Consider the following 21349-nt stretch of genomic DNA (forward strand, 5'->3'; position numbering starts at 1 on the left):
CCACCGTAAAAGTTGCGTAACGAAACGAGACTTTCAAAAAACTTCGTGCTTAATAGAAAAGGTCTTGTTCTCCAACGGATCAATCTCTATGTCAGCGGTACAGGGTCATTGGCGCGAAGTATCCGAGCAAAGTTTGCCGGCGGCAACTTATTTAAACTCGGCGACTAGGGCCTCCAGTCAAGTGTTGATTATTGTCGAACGCAAGGAAGACTGGGCTTCGTACTTTCCCAGTGAAGACATCCTGACGGCGCAGGAATACCTCGAGCACAGCTGTGATAACGAGCCGGGCAAACGCGTACAGGTGATCAATCTGTGCCGCAGCTACAAGTACCTGGGCCACGGCTACTACTGCTCGCTGCTCGCCGAAGCACGCGGGCACAAGGTGATTCCCTCGGTGCGCACCATCAGCGAACTGACGAAAAAATCACTGTACGGCCTGGCGCTGGATGATCTCGATAAAACCCTCGAGAAAGCCCTTAGTCATCATCTCTACAGTGACACCGAAGGTTTTACCCTGACCCTGTATTTCGGTCGGACCCATATCGAACCATTACAGGATCTGGCGCGGCAGTTGTTTGAAGTATTTCCCTGTCCGATTCTGTTAGTTGAGTTTCGCCGAACTAACGGCTGGCACATCGAAGGTATAAAGTCCGGCGCCTTGCACAAGTTGCGCGATGATCAGGAAGATCAGTTCGCCAATGCGCTAGACGGTTTCAGCCGTAAAGTCTGGCGAGTGCCGCGCTCGCCACAAGTAGCGCGCTATGACCTGGCGATTCTGCATGATCCACAGGAAGCCTTGCCGCCCTCCAACAGCAAGGCACTGGCGAACTTCGTCCGGGTCGGCAAAACCATGGGCATCGACGTCGAACTGATTGAACGCAAGGATTACGCGCGTCTCGCCGAGTACGACGGCTTGTTGATTCGAGAGACCACCAGCGTCGACAACCACACTTATCGCTTCGCCAAGAAGGCCGAGAGCGAAGGGCTGGTGGTAATGGATGACCCAACGTCGATTCTGCGCTGCACCAACAAGGTCTACCTGACCGATCTGCTCAACAGCCATCAACTCGGCATGCCCGCCACCGAGATCCTTTACAAGGAGCGACCCGAAGACTTCGAGCGCGTCGGCGAGCGCCTCGGTTTTCCGCTGGTATTGAAAATCCCCGACGGCTGTTTTTCCCGTGGGGTGATCAAGGTCGAAAGTCAGCAGGCCTTGCTTGAGGCGACCGCCGAACTGTTTGAACACTCGGTGTTGCTGCTGGCTCAGGAGTTTTTCTACACCGAGTACGACTGGCGCATTGGCGTGCTCAACCGCAAACCGATTTTCGCCTGCCAGTACTTCATGTCCAAGGGCCATTGGCAGATCTACAACCACAAGGCCAAAGGCCAGGACGTCAACGGCGAATGCCGCACGATGGCGATCCACGAGGCGCCGCGCGCGGTGGTTGAACTGGCGGTAAAGACTGCCAACCTGATCGGCGACGGCCTCTACGGTGTCGATCTGAAGCAGGCCGGCGACAAGGTGGTGGTGATCGAAGTCAACGACAACCCCAACCTCGACGCCGGCATCGAAGACGCCTATTTGCACGACGATCTGTACTCACTGGTGCTGGAAGAGTTCGTGCGCCGCCTGGAACTCAAACGTCGCGGCCAGGCGTGGTGAGGCGCCGATGATCAACAGCTTCGCACTGAGCCACGGCGCCCTGCAGCGGGTCGAGCGACTGGACGCCGAGGTGATGCTGTTCAGCAACCCCGATGCCGCCGAGCGCGACTTGCTGCACAGTCATTTCAAAGTCGACGAGCATGCACTGGCGTCAGCGCTGGATCCAGACGAAGTCTCGCGTATCGAGTTCCACCCCGACCATCTGTTCCTGATCTGGAAGCGCCCGGAAAACTATTCCGGCGGTGGCAGCCTGGCATTTGAAGTGTCGTCCTGCGGGCTGCTGTTCGCGCCGGGGCAACTGCTGGTAATCGCCACCGATGACACGCCGCTGCACGGCCTCGGCACCCGCCAGCCGTTGAACACGCCGCTGGATGTATTGCTCGATCTGCTGTTCAACAACATCCATCACTACCTCGGGCACTTGAAGGTGATCAAACTGGTCGCCCGCGAGTTGCAGCAGAAATTCAACGCCTCGATGCAGAACCAGCATCTGGTGCAGATGTTCAACCTCAGCGAAAGCCTGATCTATTACATCAACGCACTGCACAGCAACGGCGCAGTGCTGACGCGGCTGCGCAATCACGCCGAGAAGCAGCATTTCGGCAGCGAGGCGATCGGCCTGATCGACGACCTGATCATCGAAAACAACCAGTGCTACAAGCAGGCGGAAATCTACTCGACGGTGTTTTCCGGGTTGATCGATGCGCGCGGCAATCTGATGAACAACAGCATGAACAACCTGCTGCGCAAGCTGACGTTGATCAATGTGGTGTTTCTGCCGTTGAACCTGATTGCGAGCATTGGCGGGATGTCGGAGTTCAGCATGATGACGGCGGGGACGCCGTGGTGGATTTCCTATCCGGTGTTTCTGGCGGCGATGTTGCTGGGGGCGGGGGGGATGTTGTTTGGGTTGCGGCGTTTGGCCAAATAATCGGCTTGTGCAAACAACCTATGTAGGAGCTGCCGAAGGCTGCGATCTTTTGATTTTGATTTTGGTTTTGGTTTTAAGGGCCAAGATCAAAAGGTCGCAGCCTTCGGCAGCTCCTACAGAGAACGCGCACTGCAGTCCCGCATTTGGCTGAACCGCCACTGTGATGCCTTGTTATAGTTCGGGCCTCATTTTCAGCCCGGTAAAGGATCACTGCCATGACTCAATACTCCGCCTTCAGCGTCGAACTGGCCGACAACATCGCCCATGTGCAGATCAATCGCCCAGAGAAGATCAACTCGATGAACGCGGCGTTCTGGAGCGAGATCGTCGAGATCTTCCAGTGGATCGACGACACCGACGAAGTGCGCGTGGTGGTGCTCAGCGGCAACGGTAAACATTTTTCCTCCGGCATCGACCTGATGATGCTCGCCGGCGTCGCCAATGAACTGGGCAAGGATGTCGGCCGCAATGCGCGCCTGCTGCGTAAAAAAATTCTGACCCTGCAAGCCTCGTTCAACGCCGTCGACAACTGCCGCAAACCGGTCATCGCCGCGATTCAAGGTTATTGCCTGGGTGGCGCCATCGATCTGATCGCTGCCTGCGATATGCGTTACGCCGCCGAAGACGCGCAATTCTCGATCAAGGAAATCGATATCGGCATGGCCGCCGATGTTGGCACTTTGCAACGGTTGCCACGGATCATCGGTGACGGCATGCTGCGTGAGCTGGCTTACACCGGTCGCACCTTCGGCGCCGAAGAAGCGCGCAGCATCGGCCTGGTCAATCGTGTCTACAACGACAAGGACGCGCTGCTTGAAGGCGTGTTGGACATCGCTCGCGAGATCGCATCGAAGTCGCCGATCGCGGTGACCGGCACCAAGGAAATGATCAGCTACATGCGCGACCATCGCATCGACGACGGTCTCGAATACGTTGCCACCTGGAACGCTGCCATGTTGCAATCCACCGACTTGCGCGTGGCCATGGCCGCCCATATGAGCAAACAGAAACCCGAATTTCTGGACTGAGAAACCATGACATCTCGCTGGACCACTGCAGTACTGGACACCGATCAATCCGGCGGCTGGGCCGTGGCGCGCAGCCCGGAAGGCTTTTTGTTCGACGACAACGGCGCGCTGTTCCCACGTGAATGGCTCAAGCGTCAGGACTTGTCGATCCTCGCCGAGCACGGCATCGGCCATCTCGATGGCGAGCCGGTGTACTTGCTGGAACTGCGCAGTGCCAGCGAAGTGTCGGGTTGCAACTGGAAAGGTCTGCGGGCGTTCATGCTCGACGGCGATCACACCATCTACAAAGTGCTTGGGTATGCCGCGCAGATCGGTACCTGGGCCCGCGAACATCGTTTCTGCGGCAATTGTGGGCAAGCCATGACGCAGGTGCCGCGCGAGCGGGCGATGTACTGCCAGCCGTGCGATCTGCGCAGTTATCCGCGTATTTCGCCGAGCATGATCGTGCTGATCACCCGTGGCGACGAGATTCTGCTGGCGCGTTCACCGCGCTTCGTCACCGGGGTTTACAGCACGCTGGCCGGGTTCGCCGAGCCGGGCGAGTCGGCCGAGGATTGCCTGATTCGTGAAGTGCGCGAGGAAGTGCAGATCGAGGTGCAGAACATTCAGTACATGGGTAGCCAGTGCTGGCCGTTCCCGCATTCGATGATGCTCGGCTTCCATGCCGAGTACGCCGGTGGCGAGATTGTCTGTCAGGAAGACGAGATCGAAGACGCCCAGTGGTTCAACGTGCACGACCTGCCGCCGCTGCCGGCGTCCAAGTCGATTGCCCGTTACCTGATCGACGTCTACGTGGCGCGGCGTTTAGGCCACGCTGAACCAGTGCTGCCAGGCTAGGCGCACGGTCAAACCCAGCACCACGGTGATGAACACCGGGCGAATGAATTTGGCGCCACCGCTGATTGCGGTGCGCGCGCCAAAGAACGCGCCGACCATCACCGACAGGCCCATGCTCAGGCCGATGATCCAGTCCACCTGCCCGGAAAACACGAACACCGACAGCGCCGCAATGTTGCTGACGAAGTTCATGCTGCGCGCCACACCGCTGGCCTTGACCAGGTCGATCGGGTAGAGCAACAGGCTGCTGACTGTCCAGAAGGCGCCAGTGCCAGGGCCGGCCACGCCGTCATAGAAACCGAGGCTGAAGCCTTGGGTCGATTGCCATTTCTTTTTGATCGGCGCATTGCTGTCCAGCGGCGCTTTCGGTGTGCCGCCGAACAACAGATACAGACCGCAGGCGAAGACGATCACCGGGAGCATTTTGTTCAGCCACTCTGCCGGCAGGTAATGGGCGACGACAGCGCCAGTCAGTGCGCCGACCAGTGTGCCGACGATGGCGTGGGTCCACTGTCGCGGGTGGAACAATTTGCGTTTGTAGAAGGTGAAACTGGCGGTGGCCGAACCGAACGTCGAGCTGAGTTTGTTCGTGCCGAGCACCAGATGCGGCGGCAGGCCAGCGGTCAGCAGGGCAGGCGTGGTCAACAGACCGCCACCGCCGGCGATGGCGTCGATGAAACCGGCAATGAAAGCGACAAGGGCCAGGATGGCGAGGGTGGTGAGGTCAACGCTGAGTTCGAAAGGCATGGAATCGGCTTATTCGGCAGGGCGCAGAACGTGAGCTGCGGGGAGGGCGGTCATGTTACTCATTTCCAAGTGTTGCGGCGACCCGTCTGACGCCATCGCTGGCAAGCCAGCTCCCACAGGTTTTTGCGTAGTACCCAAGATCATTGTTCACCTTGATCCTTGTGGGAGCTGGCTTGCCAGCGATGAGGACAGTCGAGCCAACAAATAAACCAACTGTTGCCCACACAACAACCCGCCAACAAATTCCCCTCTACAAAACATCAATCCCACGCAGAACATCAATAAAACCGGGCATTCGAACCCTGGCACGCTTGCTGCTCTACCACTCCCATCTCCGCAAATGTCCCGAGGACACGCCAATGAGTCAGCAAGCCGTGAAATTTGCCTACTGGGTGCCGAACGTCAGCGGTGGGCTGGTGGTCAGCAAAATCGAGCAGCGCACCGATTGGGGCATCGACTACAACCGCAAACTGGCGCAGATCGCCGAAGCGGCCGGGTTCGAATACGCGTTGACGCAGATCCGCTTCACCGCCGGTTATGGCGCCGAGTTCCAGCATGAATCCGTGGCGTTCAGCCACGCGTTGCTCGCGGCCACCAGCACACTCAAGGTGATTGCAGCGATCCTGCCCGGCCCGTGGCAACCGGCGCTGGCGGCCAAGCAACTGGCGACGATCGATCAACTCACCAACGGCCGCATCGCGGTGAACATCGTCAGTGGCTGGTTCAAGGGCGAGTTCCAGGCCATCGGCGAGCATTGGCTGGAGCATGACGAGCGTTATCGTCGCTCCGAAGAGTTCATCCGCTCACTGCGTGGGGTCTGGAGCCAGGACAACTTCACCTTTCGCGGCGACTTCTACCGCTTCGACAATTACAGCCTGAAACCGAAACCACTCGGCCGTCCGGAGATTTTCCAGGGCGGCAGTTCCCGTGCGGCGCGAGACATGGCCGCGCGGGTCTCGGACTGGTATTTCACCAATGGCAACAGCGTCGAGGGGATCAAGGCGCAGGTTGACGACATTCGTACCAAAGCAGCGGCGAACAATCATTCGGTGAAGGTTGGTGTGAATGCCTTTGTCATCGCCCGTGACACCGAAGAAGAGGCCAGAGCCGTACTGGCGCAGATCATCGATCAGGCCGATCCCGAAGCAGTGAACGCCTTTGGCGACGCGGCGAAGCAGGCGGGACGGGCTTCACCGGAGGGCGAGGGCAACTGGGCGAAATCGACGTTCGAGGATCTGGTGCAGTACAACGATGGTTTCAAGACCAACTTGATCGGCACGCCGTTGCAGATTGCCGAACGGATTGTGGCGTTGAAAGCAGTGGGTGTGGATCTGGTGCTGGCGGGGTTCCTGCACTTTCAGGAAGAGGTCGAATATTTCGGGCGGCGCGTATTGCCGCTGGTTCGCGAATTGGAGGCCGAGAAGACTGCCGCTGTTGCCTGACACCCACAAATCCCCTGTAGGAGCTGCCGAAGGCTGCGATCTTTTGATTTTGTTTTTTAGGATCAAGATCAAAAGATCGCAGCCTTCGGCAGCTCCTACAGGGTCGATTGTTACAGACCCAGGTCAGACAGCCCCGGGTGATCATCCGGGCGCCGGCCCAGTGGCCAGTGGAACTTGCGTTCGCTTTCCTTGATCGGCATGTCGTTGATGCACGCGTAGCGCTGGAACATCAGGCCTTGCTCGTCGAATTCCCAGTTTTCATTGCCATAAGAGCGGAACCAGTTACCCGAGTCATCGTGCCATTCATAGGCGTAACGCACGGCGATGCGGGTATCCGAGTAAGCCCATAGCTCCTTGATCAAACGATAATCCAGCTCTTTCGCCCATTTACGGGTGAGGAAGGCCTTGGCTTCTTCGCGGTTGCTGGCGAACTCGGCGCGGTTACGCCATTTGGTGTCGAGGGTGTAAGCCAGCGAAACCCGTTCCGGGTCGCGGGAGTTCCAGCCATCCTCGGCCAGACGAACTTTCTCGATGGCTGATTCACGGTTGAAGGGCGGCAATGGCGGACGTACCTGGGCTGCAGTAGACATATCAGTCTCCCGATCTAATTAACAATTGAACAACAAGTCCGGCTTATTAAGGCGTTACAGGTCCAATAACTTTCGCGCCATGCATTGCGCATTATCGGCGGCACTGTGATCACCCATCACAAGCGCTACGGTAATGGCACCGTCAATCAGGATCAGCAGCTGTTTGGCCAGCAGTTGCGGATCCTCGGCACCATGTTCGGTACACAGCTCGCACACGTAGTCGAGCAGCTTCTGTTTGTGTTCTTTGGCGACCAGCCGTACCGGGTCTTGCGGATCACCCGTTTCGCCGCTGGTGTTGATGAAGGCGCAGCCGCGAAAGCCTTCCGAGGCAAACCAGCTCTTGAGCACGGTAAACAGGTTGAGCAGGCGATCGGCCGGGGTTTCGGCTTGATCGACAGCGCTTCTGTACCAATGCATCCAGCGCACGTCACGGCGTTGCAGGGCGGCCACGGTCAAGGCGTCCTTGTCGGCAAAGTAACGGTAAATGCTTTTTCTGGAGACGCCGGCGGTTTTCACCAGAAGATCCATGCTGGTGGCAGCGATGCCACTTTTGTAGATCAACTTTTCGGTGACATCCAGAATGATGTCGCGTGTGTCGTTGCTAGTGATTTCGTTCATGTGGCGAACAGTAGAACGATTGTTCTCCTTTGGCAATGGTTTTTTAGGATCAAAAGATCGCAGCCTTCGGCAGCTCCTACATTGGCCCGTGTAGGAGCTGCCGAAGGCTGCGATCTTTTGATCTCTTTACGGGCACTAACAAGACCCGAAGGATGCGATGGTGTAAGCTCTCGGGTTCTTCGGATTCGACCCATTGCGAGCCCTATGCCGTTGCTTTTCAAACGCTCCTTGCTGCCCAAATTGCGCAGCTTCCCGCTGACCGCCGAGGCCGTGACCATTCTGTCCGGCGCCGCTGAATTTCGTCGTTGCCTGCTCGAGAAAATCGCTGCAGCGACCCAGCGCATCTACATCGTTGCGCTGTATCTGCAGCAAGACGAAGCCGGTCAGGAAATTCTCGATGCACTCCACGCCGCCAAGCTCAAGCGTCCCGAGCTGGAAATCGCCGTGGTGGTCGATTGGTTGCGCGCCCAGCGTGGGCTGATCGGCGCCGGCAAGCAGCCGGGCAACTCGGCGTGGTACCAGGAAATGACCCGCACGCACCAGAGCGAAGTGCCGGTGTACGGCGTTCCGGTGCAGACCCGCGAGTTGTTTGGTGTGCTGCATTTGAAAGGCTTCGTGATCGACGACTGCGTGGTCTACAGCGGCGCGAGCCTGAACAACGTTTACCTGCACAAGTTCGACAAATACCGTTTCGACCGCTACCACGTACTGCAAAGCCACGAGCTGGCGGACTCGATGCATCACATGGTCAAGCACGGCCTGATCGAATCGAAAGCGGTGCATCGCCTCGATCTTCCGAACCTGCCGACCACGCGTAGCTTGCGTAATGACATCGGTGATCTGCGTAGCCGCCTCAAATATGCAACGTACGACACGGCCACCGGCAGCACCGCCAGAGACGGTCTGTCAGTCAGTCCGTTGCTCGGCGTCGGCAAGAACAACCCGTTGAACCGGGCGATCCTCGAACTGATCGCCAGCGCACAAAAGCAACTGACCATTTGCACGCCGTACTTCAACCTGCCGCTGGGCGTGATCCGAGAGATCAACCGCGCGCTGGCCCGTGGGGTGAAGATCGACATCGTCGTCGGCGACAAGACCGCCAACGACTTCTATATCCCGCCGAGCGAGCCGTTCAAGGTGATCGCAGCGCTGCCATACCTGTACGAGATCAGCCTGCGTCGCTTTGCCAAGCGCCATCAGCGCAACATCGATAGCGGCCAGTTGAACCTGCACTTGTGGCGTGATGGCGACAACACTTATCACCTCAAGGGCATGTGGGTCGATCAGCGCTATACGCTGCTCACCGGCAACAACCTCAATCCACGGGCATTCCGCCTCGATCTGGAAAATGCGTTGTTGATCGATGACCCGAAGGGGGAGTGGCTGGCGCCGCGGGCGAAGGAACTGGAAGAGATTTTCCGCCATACCACGCGGATTGACAGCTTTCAGAGTCTGGAGACGTTGCCGGAATACCCGGCCGGGGTGGCCAAGTTTCTCAAGCGGGTGAGTCGGGTGCGGATTGAGCGGTTGCTCTACCGGATTTTGTAGGCTGCTGAAAATGCCATCGCTGGCAAGCCAGCTCCCACAGGTTCTATGGTGTACACAATATTTGTGAATGACCGAGAACACTGTGGGAGCTGGCTTGCCAGCGATGGGGCCCGCTTAGACGCTACAAAAAATCAATTCAGACCCAACTTGCCACGCAACGTGGACAGGTCTTCCGCCAGTGTATTCACCGGCCCGACCAGCGCCTTGCGGTCGTTATCCTTCACCTTGTCATACGTCTCGAAACCACCGTCCTTGGTCTTGTACTTGGCCAGAATCTTGTCGACCGTGGCAAAGTTCTTGTCCACTTTCGCTACAAACGCCTTGTCCTGTTTTTCGATCTGCGGACGGAACAGGTCGACGATTTTCTTCGCGCCGTCGATATTGCCCTGGAAGTCATACAGGTCAGTGTGGCTGTAGCGATCTTCTTCGCCGGAGATCTTGGTCGCGGCGACTTCTTCCAGCAGCGCGGCAGCACCGCCGACGACTTTCTCAGGCGGGAAGGTCAGGCCGGCGACGCGGGTTTGCAGGTCTTTGACGTCGCTGTTGAGCTTGTCTGCCAGCTCGTTCAGACCCTGAGTGCTTTTTTCCGAGAACAGCGAATATTCGATGCGGTGGAAACCGGTGAAGTCATCGGCCTTCACGCCTTTCTCGTGGTCGTCGACACGGGAGTCGATGGACGCATCGAGGTCACTGAACAGCTCGGCAATCGGCTCGATCGACTCGTAGTAAACGCGGGTCGGCGCGTAGAGCTTTTGCGCAGTGGCCAGGTCGCCTTTCTTCACCGCATCGGTGAATTGTTGAGTGTGGCTGCCCAGTTCATCGAGTTTTTCGGTGACGTAAATCTTGTAGTCCGACACCGGCCCGACCAGATCCAGCGGTGCTGTCGCGGCGAACGCCGACAGCGGGGTGTTGAGCAAACCAAGGGTCAGCAATAACGCGAGTGGCGTCTTTTTCATGGGGGTGGCTCCAGTGTTGAGATGTTGTTTTAGGCAGCGGTTTTCGGTTGCGTGGCGTTGAGCAACGACCGGCCGATGAAGTCCTTGTCGCCCGTGACACCCGGCAGGCTGAAGAAGTACCCGCCGCCGACTGGTTTGAGGTATTCCTCCAACGGTTCGCCGTTGAGGCGGGTCTGCACGGTGATGAAGCCTTTTTCCAGATCGGCCTGGTAGCAGATGAACAGCAGGCCCATGTCGAGCTGGCCGTTCTTGTTGACGCCGTTGGAGTAGTTGAATGGCCGGCGCAGGATCAAATTGGCTTGGCTCTCGGCGGTGCGTGGGTTGGCCAGACGAATGTGCGCGTCGAGTTTGGTCAGTTTGCCGGCCGGGTCTTTGCTGTAATCCGGAACTTCGCTTTCATGCTGCGCACCCATCGGTGCACCGGTGGTTTTGACCCGGCCGATGATGCTTTCCTGTTCCTGCAACGGCGTGCGGTCCCAGCGCTCGACGAAGTTGCGGATGATTCGCACCGCTTGATAACTGCCGTGCGTCGCCCAGGCCGGTTCGTCGCTGCCTGGTTGCACCCAGACCAGACGATCCATGGCTTTGCTGTCGTTGGAATCGGGGTTGGCCGAGCCATCGCGGAAGCCGAGAAAATTGCGCGCCGATTGTGCTGGCACGCCCGGTTTCGCCGGGGCTTGCGGCGGCACGCTGCCTTCCTGTTTCCAGCGCACCAGTAGCAGGTCGGGGAGGTTTTTGACGATGTCGCGCAGGGCGTGAATGTTGGTGTCGGCGGTGTTCGAGCAGAACTGCAAACTCAGATCGCCATGGCAGCAATCGGCGTCCAGCGCATCGTTGGGAAACCCGACCATGCGCATCAGGCGTTTGGGCTTGGCGTCGGCCAGACCGAAGCGCTCGTCGAACAGCGATTCACCGACGGACACAGTGATGGTCAGGTTGTCCGGCGTGACGTTCGGGCCGAGGATTCCGGAATCCGGTGGCGGCAGTTTCGGGTCGATTTGTGCGACCGGGCCACCCTTCATCAGAAACGCAATGCGCTCGTTGAGCGTGCGGAACAATCGCTCGAGGTCTTCGCGATCACTGGCCAATACGTCGAATGACACCAGCATGCCCGACGCCGGGCGCGGAGTGACGATGCCGGTCTGGTGTACGCCGTGGAAATCGTGGCGATCTTCAGTCTTGTCACTGCTCGGTGCTTCGGTGACTTGTGCCGGTGCGGCGGCCATGGCCGGGCAGCTCAGGGCGGAACCAGCGAGGGCGACACCAGCGGCGCCCATGCCCATCAGGACACGGCGACGTTGCAGGTTGAGGTTTTCTGAATCTTTCATCGGGAATGGGTCTTCTGCTTACAGGCCGGAGAGGCCGAGGGCGGGATCGATGCCATCCAGTGCGTCGGCCAGAGCCTGAGCCTTGTCGGCGATCTGCTTGCGTTGTGCGCCGCTGACGGAGTCGTAGCTGGCGTAGCCGTCCTTGATCTTGTAGCTGTCGAGTTCGCTGTCGAAGTCCGCCAGTGCCTTGTCGATTTTCGGCAGCAGGTCGGCGGCAGATTTGCTCAGCATTGGCCGCAGCAGGTCGACAACTTTGCGCGCGGTTTGCGCATTGGCGGCGAAACCGTTGAGGTCGCTGTGGCTGTAGCGTTCCTCTTCACCACTGGCGGCGCGCACGTCGGCGAGGGTGTTGAGGTTGCGCACGATGATGTTGACCAGTTGCTCCGGTGGCAGCGACTGCGCGAGCAATTGCTGTTTGAGCGTGGTGACGTCGCTGAGCAGCCGTTGGGCCACGGGGGCCAGATCGTCGAGTTTGCGTTGCTGGAACAGCGCGTATTCGACGCGGTGGAAGCCGACGAAGGCCGGATCCTGCTCGCGTTTTTCGAAGTAATCGGCGCGGGCGTTAATGCTGTTGTCCAGTTCGGCCAGACGCTGCGCGGCCGGCGCCAGATGTTGATAAGCCGCACGCGCGGGCAGGTACAGCGCTTGGGCTTGGCTGAGATCACCGCTTTCAATCGCTTGATTGAGCGCCGTGACGGCTTTGATCAGCGCGCTGCTCTGGCTGGCCAGGTACACGCGAAATTCCGACAGCGGCCCGACGAAGGCGACCATCGACGGTTTGGCTTTGGCCGCAGCATCAGAGGCGGCAGTCGGCGTCACGTGCAGGGTGCCGCGCGGGTTGCTCAGCAGGCCGCAGGTGATTGCGTAATCGCCGGGTTGCAGATTGGCGTTGATCACTTGGCTCAGGCCCGGCGCGATGTTTTCGCGTTCTTCAACGACGAGTACGCCGTCGAGAATCTCCCATTCCACCGCACGGTCGGAGCGGTTGACGATGCGGAAACTGGCGCGGCCGGCCGGCACCGTCAGCGCGTTCGGCTCGCAACTGCCCGGATGGATATTCACCACCACTTCATCGTGGTTGTGCTGACGCTTGGCCGCAGCCATTTTCGAGGCGTAATAAAACAGACCACCGGCGGCGATCATCACCACCACCGAGCCGGCCACCGCCCAGCGCAAGGCGCGGGGAGGGGAGGCCTGAGGAGAGTTAGGCTTTGACATGAATGCCCTTATTGGCTGGAAACGGAAGACGATTGCGCGGAAGGCTTGGCCGGGGGCGCCGGGTAAAAGAACATCACCAGCGCCACCAGCAGATAGATCAGATAGGCACCAAGGGTGCTGACAGTCGGCGCATCCTGATAACCGAACATGCCGGCCAGCACCGAGCCCACCGGGCCGTCCATCGGCAGCGTTGCGCTGAAGTCGAAGAGCACGGTTTGCAGGTGATTCCACAGCCCGGCTTCATGCAGGGCCTGCACCGAGTTGGCGAGAATCCCGGCGGCGACCACCAGAATGAACAGGCCGGTCCACTTGAAGAACGCCGAAAGGTTGAGGCGCATGCTGCCGCTGTAGATCAGGAAGCCGACGATGATCGCCAGAATCAACCCGAGCAGGGCACCGATCGGCGCACCCGGGCCTTCGCTTTGCTGGAACACTGCGAGCAGGAAGAACACCGTTTCCAGGCCTTCCCGGGCGACAGCGAAAAACACCATGGCGATCAGTGCGATCACCTGGTGTTTCGAGGACGTAAGCGCCTCATCCAGCGAGGCTTGCAGCGAATGCTTGATCGAACGCGCCACTTTGCGCATCCAGAACACCATCGAGCTGAGGATGCCTACGGCCACCAAGCCGACAATGCCTTCGAACAGCTCTTGCTGTTTTTGCGGGAATTCCGCGCTGACCAACTCCAGACCACCGCCGACCAGCAGGGCGAGGGCGGCGGCGAGAAACACGCCGATCCACACGGCGGGCATCCACTGGCCACGGCCGGTTTGCTGGAGGTAACTGGCGATAATGCCAACGATCAGCGCGGCTTCAATGCCTTCGCGCAGCATGATCAGAAAGGGAACGAGCATTCGGTATCCAACAAGTCATTCGAAGAGGTTACAAGTTGTAACATAATGACAACCATTCTCACATGACAATCATTGACACAAACCTGAACAAAAGCTGAACAAGTTAAAGAACAACCATTCTCATGCGGGTGACACCGGAACTCTGTAGGAGCTGCCGAAGGCTGCGATCTCTTGATCCTGGTTTTTAGAATCAAAAGATCGCAGCCTTCGGCAGCTCCTACACGGGATTTGCGTTGGTTGCGGTAAGATGCCTGCCACTCAAAACAACAAGGTTCACCGCGCTCCATGTCGGAAAAAGACACCATCGCCGTTCAACTGGTGCGTGAAGCGCTGCTGCAAAGTTGTGCCCCGGGCGTGGCCACGGAAGAAGTCTTGAACAAGGTCGGGATTGATCCGTTGCTGCTGCAAACCGAGCAGGGCCGGGTGCCGGCCTCGCAATACGCCAGACTCTGGCGCCTGTTGGCCCGACGCGGTGATGACGAGTTTTTCGGTATGGACCCGCGCAAGCTCAAGTCCGGCAGCCTTGAATTCCTCTGTCGCAGCGCGATGGCGCAACCGACGCTGGCAGCGGGTTTGAGCACGGGCCTGAGCTTTCTGTCGCTGATGCTTGAGCGCATGCCGGCGCAACTGGTGCACCAGCAAAGTCTGGCGGAGATCGTCTTGCTCGAAGACGATCCCGAGCCGCGCCGCGCCTTCACCTATTTCACCTACTGGATGATCGTCCACGGCGTGGCCTGCTGGCTGGCCGGGCGGCGGATTCCGATTCTGGCCATCGAACTGCGCTGCGCGGCGCCGGACTTCACCGATGACTACCGGGTGATGTTCTCGGAAAACCTGCGTTTCGAGCGGCCACGGACACGGATGATTTTTTCAGCCGAATGCCTCGACCTGCCGATCAAGCGCAGCGCCGAGGAGTTGAAGCGCTTTCTCGCCCACGCCCCGGCCAACATTCTGGTCAAGTACCGCGACCCGGAAAGTCTGGCCAGTCGGATCAAACAGGACTTGCGGCAATTGCCTGCCGAACGATGGCCGGAAACCGAGGCGTTGGCCCAGCAACTGTGCATGTCCGCTTCGACGCTGCGCCGGCGCCTGGCCGAGGAAGGGCAGACCTATCAAGGCCTCAAGGACAGCGTGCGCAAAGAGCTGGCGATTATCTGGCTGGCGGAGCCGTCGATCAGTTTTGTCGAGATTGCCAGCCGATTGGGGTTTGCCGATGCGAGTTCCTTCTACAAGGCGTTTCGCAAGTGGTCGGGGTCGAATCCTGGGCATTACCGTACGCTGATTTTGAATGAGGTTGTCTGACCCAACACATCCGCCGCTTTATCGTTCCCACGCTCTGCGTGGGAATGCCTCAAGGGATGCTCCGCGTTCCAGCTCTGGAGCGGACGCAGAGCGTCCAAGGCTGCATTCCCACGCAGAGCGTGGGAACGATCAGTGTGGTAGCAGTCTTGGCCAAACCAGTCAGCCACATTGAAAGCTTTGACCATTGCCCCAGCCCCCGCACAGCGCGACTATCCCCCTGTTGTTTACGCTTCCCAGCCTAATAAAAAACAGAGGGATTCTGGCAATGCGCGATTACTTGTCTGCCACCGCACAGTTCAACTATCAGCACACCGTGGATGCCGCGCTCAGCGGTACGCTTGAGGCGCTTAACGCCTGCGTTGAATGCTGCGACCGCCACGCCTTGCCCGGGCGCATTGCGCTGTTCTGGGAGGGCCGCGACGGCGCGAGTGCGACGTACACCTTCAACGATCTGCAGGACAAAGCCGCGCGTTTCGCCAATTTCCTTCTCGCCCAAGGCGTGCAGAAGGGCGACAAAGTCGCCGGCCTGCTGCCACGTAACATTGAATTACTCATCACCGTGTTGGCCACCTGGCGCATCGGCGCGGTGTATCAGCCGTTGTTCACTGCGTTCGGCCCGAAAGCCCTCGAACATCGCCTGAACAGTTCCGGGGCCAAAGTCGTGGTCACCGACGCGGTCAACCGGCCGAAACTCGCTGAAGTCGCCGATTGCCCGACCCTCGTCACCGTTGGCGGCGCGAAAGGCCAGGGCATCGTTCGTGGCGATTTCAGTTTCTGGGCTGAACTGGCCAACTATTCCAATGTGTGCGAACCGGTACTGTTGACCGGCGAAGACCCGTTTCTGCTGATGTTCACCTCGGGCACCACTGGCCCTTCAAAAGCGCTGTCGGTGCCACTCAAAGCCATCGTCGCCTTCCAGAGTTACACCCGCGATGCCGTCGATCTGCGCCCGGAAGATGCGTTCTGGAACGTCGCCGATCCGGGCTGGGCCTACGGCATCTACTTCGGCGTCACCGGCCCGTTGTCCATGGGCCATCCGATCACCTTTTACGATGGCCCGTTCACCCTTGAAAGCACCTGCCGGGTGATCAACAAGTACGGCATCACCAACCTCACCGGTTCACCAACGGCTTATCGCTTGCTGATTGCCGGCGGCGACGAGTTCGCCAAGTCGATCAAAGGCAAGCTGCGCATCGTCAGCAGCGCCGGCGAGCCGCTGAACCCGGAAGTGATCCGCTGGTTTGCCGACAACCTCAACGTGGTCATTCACGACCATTACGGCCAGACCGAACTGGGCATGGTCCTGTGCAACCACCACGGTCTCGACCACGCGGTTCACGTCGGCGCCGCTGGTTTCGCCTCGCCGGGTCACCGCATCGTCGTGCTCGACGATCAATACAACGAACTCGGCGTCGGCCAGCCGGGCATTCTTGCCATCGACCGGCCGCAATCGCCGATGTGCTGGTTCGGTGGTTACGAAGGCGCGCCGACCAAAGCCTTCGTCGGTGATTACTACCTGAGCGGCGACACCGTGGAATGGAACCCGGACGGCAGCATCAGCTTCGTCGGCCGCAGCGATGACGTGATCACCACCTCCGGCTACCGCGTCGGCCCGTTTGACGTGGAAAGCGCGCTGATCGAACACCCGGCGGTGGTCGAAGCGGCGGTGGTCGGCAAACCCGATCCGGAGCGCACCGAACTGGTCAAAGCCTTTGTCGTGCTGAGTGCGCAATACCGCGCCGCGCCGGAGCTTGCCGAAGAGCTGCGGCAACATGTGCGTAAGCGCCTGGCAGCGCACTCATACCCGCGTGAAATCGAATTTGTCAGCGAATTGCCCAAGACCCCGAGTGGCAAATTGCAGCGCTTTATCTTGCGCAACCAGGAAATCGCCAAGGCTCAAGAGGCTGCGGCGCATAACGTTTCAGCTTGAATCAGGAAATACAGTCATGCAGATCGAGAACAAGGTTTTTATCGTCACCGGCGGCGCATCCGGCCTCGGTGCGGCCACTGCTGAATTGCTGGTCAGTGCCGGCGCCAAAGTGATGCTGGTGGACATGAACGCCGAAGCCGTGGCCGCTCAGGCTGAGCGTCTTGGCGCGCAAAGCGTCGTTGCCGACATCAGCAACGAAGCCGCCGCTGAAGCCGCCGTGCAGGCGACCGTCAAAGCCTTTGGCAGCCTCAACGGCCTGGTCAATTGCGCCGGCATCGTCCGTGGCGAGAAGATCCTCGGCAAGAACGGCCCGCATGCGCTGAGCAGTTTTGCCCAGGTGATCAACGTCAACCTGATCGGCAGCTTCAACATGCTGCGTCTGGCCGCTGCGGCGATTGCTGAATCCGAGGCCAACGCTGATGGCGAGCGTGGTGTGATCATCAACACCGCATCCGTCGCTGCATTCGACGGCCAGATCGGCCAGGCGGCTTACTCCGCCTCCAAAGGCGCGATCGCCAGCATGACTCTGCCAGCCGCCCGTGAACTGGCGCGCTTCGGCATCCGCGTGATGACCATCGCACCAGGTATTTTCGAAACGCCGATGATGGCCGGCATGACCCCGGAAGTCCGTGACTCGCTGGCCGCCGGGGTACCGTTCCCGCCGCGTCTGGGCAAGCCTGCCGAGTACGCCGCGCTGGTTCGGCATATCATCGAAAACAGCATGCTCAACGGCGAGGTGATCCGTCTCGACGGTGCCTTGCGCATGGCCGCCAAGTAAGGAGGATTTGTCATGACCATTTCCAACGATCCGATTGTTATCGTCAGTGCCGTGCGCACGCCAATGGGCGGCTTTCAGGGCGAACTGAAAAGCCTCACCGCGCCGCAACTCGGCGCTGCGGCGATCAAGGCTGCGGTTGAACGCGCCGGTGTCGCCAGCGACGCGGTCGATGAAGTGCTGTTTGGTTGCGTGCTGCCGGCCGGCCTCGGTCAGGCGCCCGCGCGTCAGGCTGCGCTCGGTGCCGGTCTGGATAAATCGACCCGTTGCACCACGGTCAACAAGATGTGCGGCTCGGGCATGGAAACCACCATTCTCGCCCACGACATGCTGGTCGCTGGCAGTGCCGATGTGGTGATTGCCGGTGGCATGGAAAGCATGTCCAACTCGCCGTACCTGCTGGATCGCGCGCGCGCCGGTTACCGCATGGGCCATGGCCGTGTGCTCGACTCGATGTTCCTCGATGGCCTTGAAGACGCTTACGACAAAGGGCGCCTGATGGGCACCTTCGCCGAAGACTGCGCGGAGACCAACCACTTCAGCCGCGAGGCGCAGGATGCTTTTGCCATCGCCTCGACCACCCGCGCACAGCAGGCGATCAAGGACGGCAGCTTCAAGGACGAAATCGTCCCGCTGACCGTGACCGTCGGCAAAGAACAGGTGCTGATCAGCAACGACGAACAACCGCCAAAAGCCAAACTGGACAAAGTGGCTTCGCTGAAACCGGCGTTCCGCGAAGGCGGCACGGTGACGGCGGCGAACTCCAGTTCGATCTCTGACGGCGCGGCGGCATTGGTGCTGATGCGTCAGTCGCAGGCACAGAAACTCGGTCTGAAACCACTGGCCGTGATCCATGGCCACGCCGCGTTTGCTGATACCCCGGGCCTGTTCCCGGTGGCGCCGATTGGTGCGATCAAGAAACTGATCAAGAAAACCGGTTGGTCGCTGGGTGATGTCGATCTGTTTGAGGTCAACGAGGCGTTTGCCGTGGTTGGCATGGCGGCGATGACCCATCTGGAAATCCCCCATGACAAGTTGAATGTGCATGGCGGTGCTTGTGCGCTGGGCCATCCGATCGGCGCGTCGGGTGCGCGGATTCTGGTGACGTTGCTCTCAGCGCTGCGCCAGAGAAAACAGAAACGCGGTATCGCGGCGATCTGCATCGGCGGCGGCGAAGCCACGGCCATGGCTGTGGAATGCCTTTACTAAACACACTAATCCTGTAGGAGCTGACGAGTGCAACGAGGCTGCGATCTTTTGATCTTGTTTTTAAATCAAGATCAAAAGATCGCAGCCTGCGGCAGCTCCTACAGGGGAACGTGTGTAACCCGGATTTAAGGATTCACCATGATTCCCAACGAAGACCAAACCCAGATCCGCGACATGGCCCGGCAGTTTGCCGAGGAACGCCTGAAACCGTTCGCCGCCGAGTGGGATCGCGAGCACCGTTTTCCCAAGGAAGCCATCGGCCAGATGGCTGAACTGGGCTTCTTCGGCATGCTCGTGCCGGAGCAGTGGGGCGGTTGCGACACCGGTTACCTGGCGTACGCCATGGCCCTGGAAGAAATCGCCGCCGGCGACGGCGCCTGCTCGACGATCATGAGCGTGCACAACTCGGTCGGCTGCGTGCCGATTCTCAAGTTCGGCAACGACGATCAGCGCGAACGCTTCCTCAAACCGTTGGCTAGCGGCGCCATGCTCGGCGCCTTCGCATTGACCGAACCGCAGGCCGGTTCCGACGCCAGCAGCCTGAAAACCCGTGCACGGCTGGACGGTGATCACTACGTGCTGAACGGTTGCAAACAGTTCATCACCTCCGGGCAAAACGCCGGGATCGTGATCGTGTTTGCGGTGACCGATCCGAGCGCTGGCAAGCGCGGCATCAGCGCGTTTATCGTGCCGACCGATTCACCGGGCTACAAAGTCGCTCGCGTCGAAGACAAGCTCGGTCAGCACGCGTCCGACACCTGCCAGATTCTCTTCGAAGACGTCAAAGTACCGGTGGCCAATCGTTTGGGTGAAGAGGGCGAGGGCTACAAGATCGCCCTGGCCAACCTTGAAGGTGGCCGCGTCGGCATCGCTTCGCAGTCGGTGGGCATGGCCCGCGCCGCATTTGAAGCGGCGCGTGATTACGCCCGCGAGCGCGACACCTTCGGCAAACCAATTATTGAGCATCAAGCCGTGGCGTTCCGCTTGGCTGACATGGCCACGCAGATCGCCGTCGCCCGGCAGATGGTGCATTACGCCGCCGCCCTGCGCGACAGCGGTCAACCGGCACTGGTTGAGGCGTCGATGGCCAAACTGTTCGCTTCGGAAATGGCCGAGAAGGTCTGTTCGATGGCGTTGCAAACCCTGGGCGGTTACGGTTACCTCAACGACTTTCCGCTGGAGCGCATCTACCGCGACGTGCGTGTCTGCCAGATCTACGAAGGCACCAGCGATATTCAGCGCATGGTCATTTCGCGCAACCTTTAAGAAGGAATTTTAATCATGACTTACGAAACCATTCTGCTCGAAACCCACGGCCGCGTTGGCCTGATCACCCTCAACCGCCCGCAGGCGCTGAATGCCCTGAATGCGCAACTGGTCAGCGAAGTGAACCAGGCCCTCGATGCGCTGGAAGCGGATGCGAACATCGGTTGCATCGTCCTCACTGGCTCGAAAAAGGCCTTTGCCGCCGGTGCCGACATCAAGGAAATGGCCGAACTGACCTATCCGCAGATCTACATGGACGATCTGTTCAGCGACAGTGACCGCGTGGCCAACCGGCGTAAGCCGATCATTGCCGCGGTCAACGGTTTTGCCCTCGGCGGTGGTTGTGAGCTGGCGTTGATGTGCGACTTCATTCTGGCAGGCGACAACGCCAAATTCGGTCAACCGGAAATCAACCTTGGCGTGTTGCCGGGCATGGGCGGCACTCAGCGCCTGACCCACGCAGTAGGTAAGGCGAAAGCCATGGAAATGTGCCTGAGCGGGCGTTTGATTGATGCAGTGGAGGCCGAGCGATGCGGCATTGTTGCGCGGATCGTGCCGAGTGATGAACTGCTCGACGAAGCGCTGAAGGTTGCTGCGGTGATTGCCAGCAAGTCGCTGCCGATTGCGATGATGATCAAGGAAAGCGTGAATCGTGCCTTTGAAGTGAACCTGACTGAGGGCGTGCGCTTCGAGCGTCGGGTGTTCCATGCGGCGTTTGCCACGCAGGATCAGAAGGAAGGGATGGCGGCGTTTATTGCCAAGCGTGAGGCTGCATTCCAAGGCAAATAAATGTAGTGCCTGAGCTGACGCCTTCGCGAGCAGGCTCGCTCCCACATGAGGTTCTCGGTGTTCACACAATCTGTGTTCGCTGGAGATCTCTGTGGGAGCGAGCCTGCTCGCGAAGCTTTTAAGGCTTGATAGACATCAAAGTCAAAAGCCCCTCACCCTAACCCTCTCCCGGAGGGAGAGGGGACTGATTGGGGGATACTTCAGATTTACGCCGACCTGAAGGTGCTTTATTGAATCCATAATCGACTCAATCTTTCAGGTCGATGGATAGCGCCAGACACCTCGGTCGGCCCCCTCTCCCTCGGGGAGAGGGCTGGG

19 protein-coding genes are annotated in these 21349 nt (G+C 59.3%); 12 read left to right on the plus strand and 7 right to left on the minus strand.

Annotated elements, in window-relative coordinates; genetic code table 11:
- Positions 1-88 precede the first annotated feature (88 nt).
- The 4 genes from M5G26_RS22720 (at position 89) to nudC (ending at position 4459) form a co-directional block, all read left to right on the plus strand.
- A complete protein-coding gene (locus M5G26_RS22720; protein ID WP_273916535.1) occupies positions 89-1663 on the plus strand; it encodes a RimK family protein in 1575 nt (524 codons plus the stop codon).
- A gap of 7 nt (positions 1664-1670) precedes the next feature.
- Entirely contained in the window at positions 1671-2594 is a 924-nt protein-coding gene (locus M5G26_RS22725) for a magnesium transporter CorA family protein (protein ID WP_134175273.1), read from the plus strand.
- 215 nt (positions 2595-2809) lie between these two features.
- Positions 2810-3622 (plus strand): crotonase/enoyl-CoA hydratase family protein, encoded by an 813-nt coding sequence (locus tag M5G26_RS22730; RefSeq protein WP_273916536.1) that lies wholly within the window; start codon positions 2810-2812, stop codon positions 3620-3622.
- 6 nt (positions 3623-3628) lie between these two features.
- Positions 3629-4459 carry an NAD(+) diphosphatase gene (gene nudC / locus M5G26_RS22735; protein WP_273916537.1) on the plus strand — a complete coding sequence of 277 codons (831 nt, stop codon included), beginning with the start codon at positions 3629-3631 and terminating at the stop codon, positions 4457-4459.
- Here nudC and M5G26_RS22740 read toward each other — a convergent pair.
- Positions 4427-5206 carry a TSUP family transporter gene (locus tag M5G26_RS22740; RefSeq protein ID WP_134175277.1) on the minus strand — a complete coding sequence of 260 codons (780 nt, stop codon included), beginning with the start codon at positions 5204-5206 and terminating at the stop codon, positions 4427-4429. The genes nudC and M5G26_RS22740 overlap by 33 nt on opposite strands.
- A gap of 359 nt (positions 5207-5565) precedes the next feature.
- On the opposite strand from M5G26_RS22740, the gene sfnG reads away from it, so the two are divergent.
- Positions 5566-6648, plus strand: coding sequence for a dimethylsulfone monooxygenase SfnG (gene sfnG / locus M5G26_RS22745; protein ID WP_134175279.1), 1083 nt, complete (start codon positions 5566-5568; stop codon positions 6646-6648).
- Between the two features lie 110 nt (positions 6649-6758).
- Here the strand turns inward: sfnG and M5G26_RS22750 are convergent, their stop codons facing one another.
- Positions 6759-7238 (minus strand): nuclear transport factor 2 family protein, encoded by a 480-nt coding sequence (locus M5G26_RS22750; RefSeq protein WP_134175281.1) that lies wholly within the window; start codon positions 7236-7238, stop codon positions 6759-6761.
- Between the two features lie 54 nt (positions 7239-7292).
- Positions 7293-7856: a TetR/AcrR family transcriptional regulator gene (locus M5G26_RS22755; RefSeq protein WP_007914737.1), complete on the minus strand. Its 564-nt coding sequence runs from the start codon at positions 7854-7856 to the stop codon at positions 7293-7295.
- 204 nt (positions 7857-8060) lie between these two features.
- On the opposite strand from M5G26_RS22755, the gene pssA reads away from it, so the two are divergent.
- Positions 8061-9404, plus strand: coding sequence for a CDP-diacylglycerol--serine O-phosphatidyltransferase (gene pssA, locus M5G26_RS22760; protein WP_273916538.1), 1344 nt, complete (start codon positions 8061-8063; stop codon positions 9402-9404).
- A gap of 131 nt (positions 9405-9535) precedes the next feature.
- On the opposite strand, the gene efeO (M5G26_RS22765) is transcribed toward pssA, so the two are convergent.
- Genes efeO (M5G26_RS22765) through efeU form a run of 4 tightly spaced genes read right to left on the minus strand, consistent with a single transcriptional unit; the run spans position 9536 to position 13760 of the window.
- The gene (efeO, locus tag M5G26_RS22765; protein ID WP_134175287.1) at positions 9536-10360 is read right to left on the minus strand and encodes an iron uptake system protein EfeO; all 825 of its coding nucleotides are present in this window, start codon (positions 10358-10360) and stop codon (positions 9536-9538) included.
- 29 nt (positions 10361-10389) lie between these two features.
- Positions 10390-11688 (minus strand): iron uptake transporter deferrochelatase/peroxidase subunit, encoded by a 1299-nt coding sequence (gene efeB, locus M5G26_RS22770; protein ID WP_273916539.1) that lies wholly within the window; start codon positions 11686-11688, stop codon positions 10390-10392.
- An 18-nt stretch (positions 11689-11706) separates the two neighbouring features.
- Positions 11707-12906: an iron uptake system protein EfeO gene (gene efeO, locus M5G26_RS22775; RefSeq protein WP_273916540.1), complete on the minus strand. Its 1200-nt coding sequence runs from the start codon at positions 12904-12906 to the stop codon at positions 11707-11709.
- Positions 12907-12914: 8 nt separating this feature from the next.
- Positions 12915-13760, minus strand: a complete 846-nt coding sequence (gene efeU / locus M5G26_RS22780) for an iron uptake transporter permease EfeU (protein WP_150692572.1) — start codon at positions 13758-13760, stop codon at positions 12915-12917.
- Positions 13761-14045: 285 nt separating this feature from the next.
- Between efeU and M5G26_RS22785 the strand changes: the two genes are divergently transcribed.
- The 6 genes from M5G26_RS22785 to M5G26_RS22810 all read left to right on the plus strand — a co-directional run bounded on the left by M5G26_RS22785 (position 14046) and on the right by M5G26_RS22810 (position 21031).
- Positions 14046-15062 carry an AraC family transcriptional regulator gene (locus tag M5G26_RS22785; RefSeq protein WP_273916541.1) on the plus strand — a complete coding sequence of 339 codons (1017 nt, stop codon included), beginning with the start codon at positions 14046-14048 and terminating at the stop codon, positions 15060-15062.
- Between the two features lie 265 nt (positions 15063-15327).
- Entirely contained in the window at positions 15328-16992 is a 1665-nt protein-coding gene (locus tag M5G26_RS22790; RefSeq protein ID WP_134175297.1) for an AMP-binding protein, read from the plus strand.
- Positions 16993-17008: 16 nt separating this feature from the next.
- Positions 17009-17770 (plus strand): SDR family NAD(P)-dependent oxidoreductase, encoded by a 762-nt coding sequence (locus tag M5G26_RS22795; protein ID WP_273916542.1) that lies wholly within the window; start codon positions 17009-17011, stop codon positions 17768-17770.
- Between the two features lie 12 nt (positions 17771-17782).
- On the plus strand, positions 17783-18976 hold the full coding sequence (locus M5G26_RS22800) for an acetyl-CoA C-acyltransferase (RefSeq protein ID WP_273916543.1): 1194 nt from the start codon (positions 17783-17785) through the stop codon (positions 18974-18976).
- 138 nt (positions 18977-19114) lie between these two features.
- A complete protein-coding gene (locus M5G26_RS22805) occupies positions 19115-20242 on the plus strand; it encodes an acyl-CoA dehydrogenase (RefSeq protein WP_108224684.1) in 1128 nt (375 codons plus the stop codon).
- A 15-nt stretch (positions 20243-20257) separates the two neighbouring features.
- Complete coding sequence (locus M5G26_RS22810) at positions 20258-21031, plus strand: enoyl-CoA hydratase (protein ID WP_273916544.1); 774 nt, start codon at positions 20258-20260, stop codon at positions 21029-21031.
- Positions 21032-21349: the final 318 nt, after the last annotated feature.

This window comes from Pseudomonas sp. TNT2022 ID642 (assembly GCF_028656995.1).
Lineage (GTDB): Bacteria > Pseudomonadota > Gammaproteobacteria > Pseudomonadales > Pseudomonadaceae > Aquipseudomonas.

What these genes read in the sequence shown, in the direction of transcription:
- M5G26_RS22720 (WP_273916535.1), top strand. Translation starts at nt 89, where the DNA reads ATGTCAGCGGTACAGGGTCATTGGCGCGAAGTATCCGAGCAAAGTTTG.
- M5G26_RS22725 (WP_134175273.1), top strand. Translation starts at nt 1,671, where the DNA reads ATGATCAACAGCTTCGCACTGAGCCACGGCGCCCTGCAGCGGGTCGAG.
- M5G26_RS22730 (WP_273916536.1), top strand. Translation starts at nt 2,810, where the DNA reads ATGACTCAATACTCCGCCTTCAGCGTCGAACTGGCCGACAACATCGCC.
- nudC (WP_273916537.1), top strand. Translation starts at nt 3,629, where the DNA reads ATGACATCTCGCTGGACCACTGCAGTACTGGACACCGATCAATCCGGC.
- M5G26_RS22740 (WP_134175277.1), bottom strand. Translation starts at nt 5,206, where the DNA reads ATGCCTTTCGAACTCAGCGTTGACCTCACCACCCTCGCCATCCTGGCC.
- sfnG (WP_134175279.1), top strand. Translation starts at nt 5,566, where the DNA reads ATGAGTCAGCAAGCCGTGAAATTTGCCTACTGGGTGCCGAACGTCAGC.
- M5G26_RS22750 (WP_134175281.1), bottom strand. Translation starts at nt 7,238, where the DNA reads ATGTCTACTGCAGCCCAGGTACGTCCGCCATTGCCGCCCTTCAACCGT.
- M5G26_RS22755 (WP_007914737.1), bottom strand. Translation starts at nt 7,856, where the DNA reads ATGAACGAAATCACTAGCAACGACACACGCGACATCATTCTGGATGTC.
- pssA (WP_273916538.1), top strand. Translation starts at nt 8,061, where the DNA reads ATGCCGTTGCTTTTCAAACGCTCCTTGCTGCCCAAATTGCGCAGCTTC.
- efeO (WP_134175287.1), bottom strand. Translation starts at nt 10,360, where the DNA reads ATGAAAAAGACGCCACTCGCGTTATTGCTGACCCTTGGTTTGCTCAAC.
- efeB (WP_273916539.1), bottom strand. Translation starts at nt 11,688, where the DNA reads ATGAAAGATTCAGAAAACCTCAACCTGCAACGTCGCCGTGTCCTGATG.
- efeO (WP_273916540.1), bottom strand. Translation starts at nt 12,906, where the DNA reads ATGTCAAAGCCTAACTCTCCTCAGGCCTCCCCTCCCCGCGCCTTGCGC.
- efeU (WP_150692572.1), bottom strand. Translation starts at nt 13,760, where the DNA reads ATGCTCGTTCCCTTTCTGATCATGCTGCGCGAAGGCATTGAAGCCGCG.
- M5G26_RS22785 (WP_273916541.1), top strand. Translation starts at nt 14,046, where the DNA reads ATGTCGGAAAAAGACACCATCGCCGTTCAACTGGTGCGTGAAGCGCTG.
- M5G26_RS22790 (WP_134175297.1), top strand. Translation starts at nt 15,328, where the DNA reads ATGCGCGATTACTTGTCTGCCACCGCACAGTTCAACTATCAGCACACC.
- M5G26_RS22795 (WP_273916542.1), top strand. Translation starts at nt 17,009, where the DNA reads ATGCAGATCGAGAACAAGGTTTTTATCGTCACCGGCGGCGCATCCGGC.
- M5G26_RS22800 (WP_273916543.1), top strand. Translation starts at nt 17,783, where the DNA reads ATGACCATTTCCAACGATCCGATTGTTATCGTCAGTGCCGTGCGCACG.
- M5G26_RS22805 (WP_108224684.1), top strand. Translation starts at nt 19,115, where the DNA reads ATGATTCCCAACGAAGACCAAACCCAGATCCGCGACATGGCCCGGCAG.
- M5G26_RS22810 (WP_273916544.1), top strand. Translation starts at nt 20,258, where the DNA reads ATGACTTACGAAACCATTCTGCTCGAAACCCACGGCCGCGTTGGCCTG.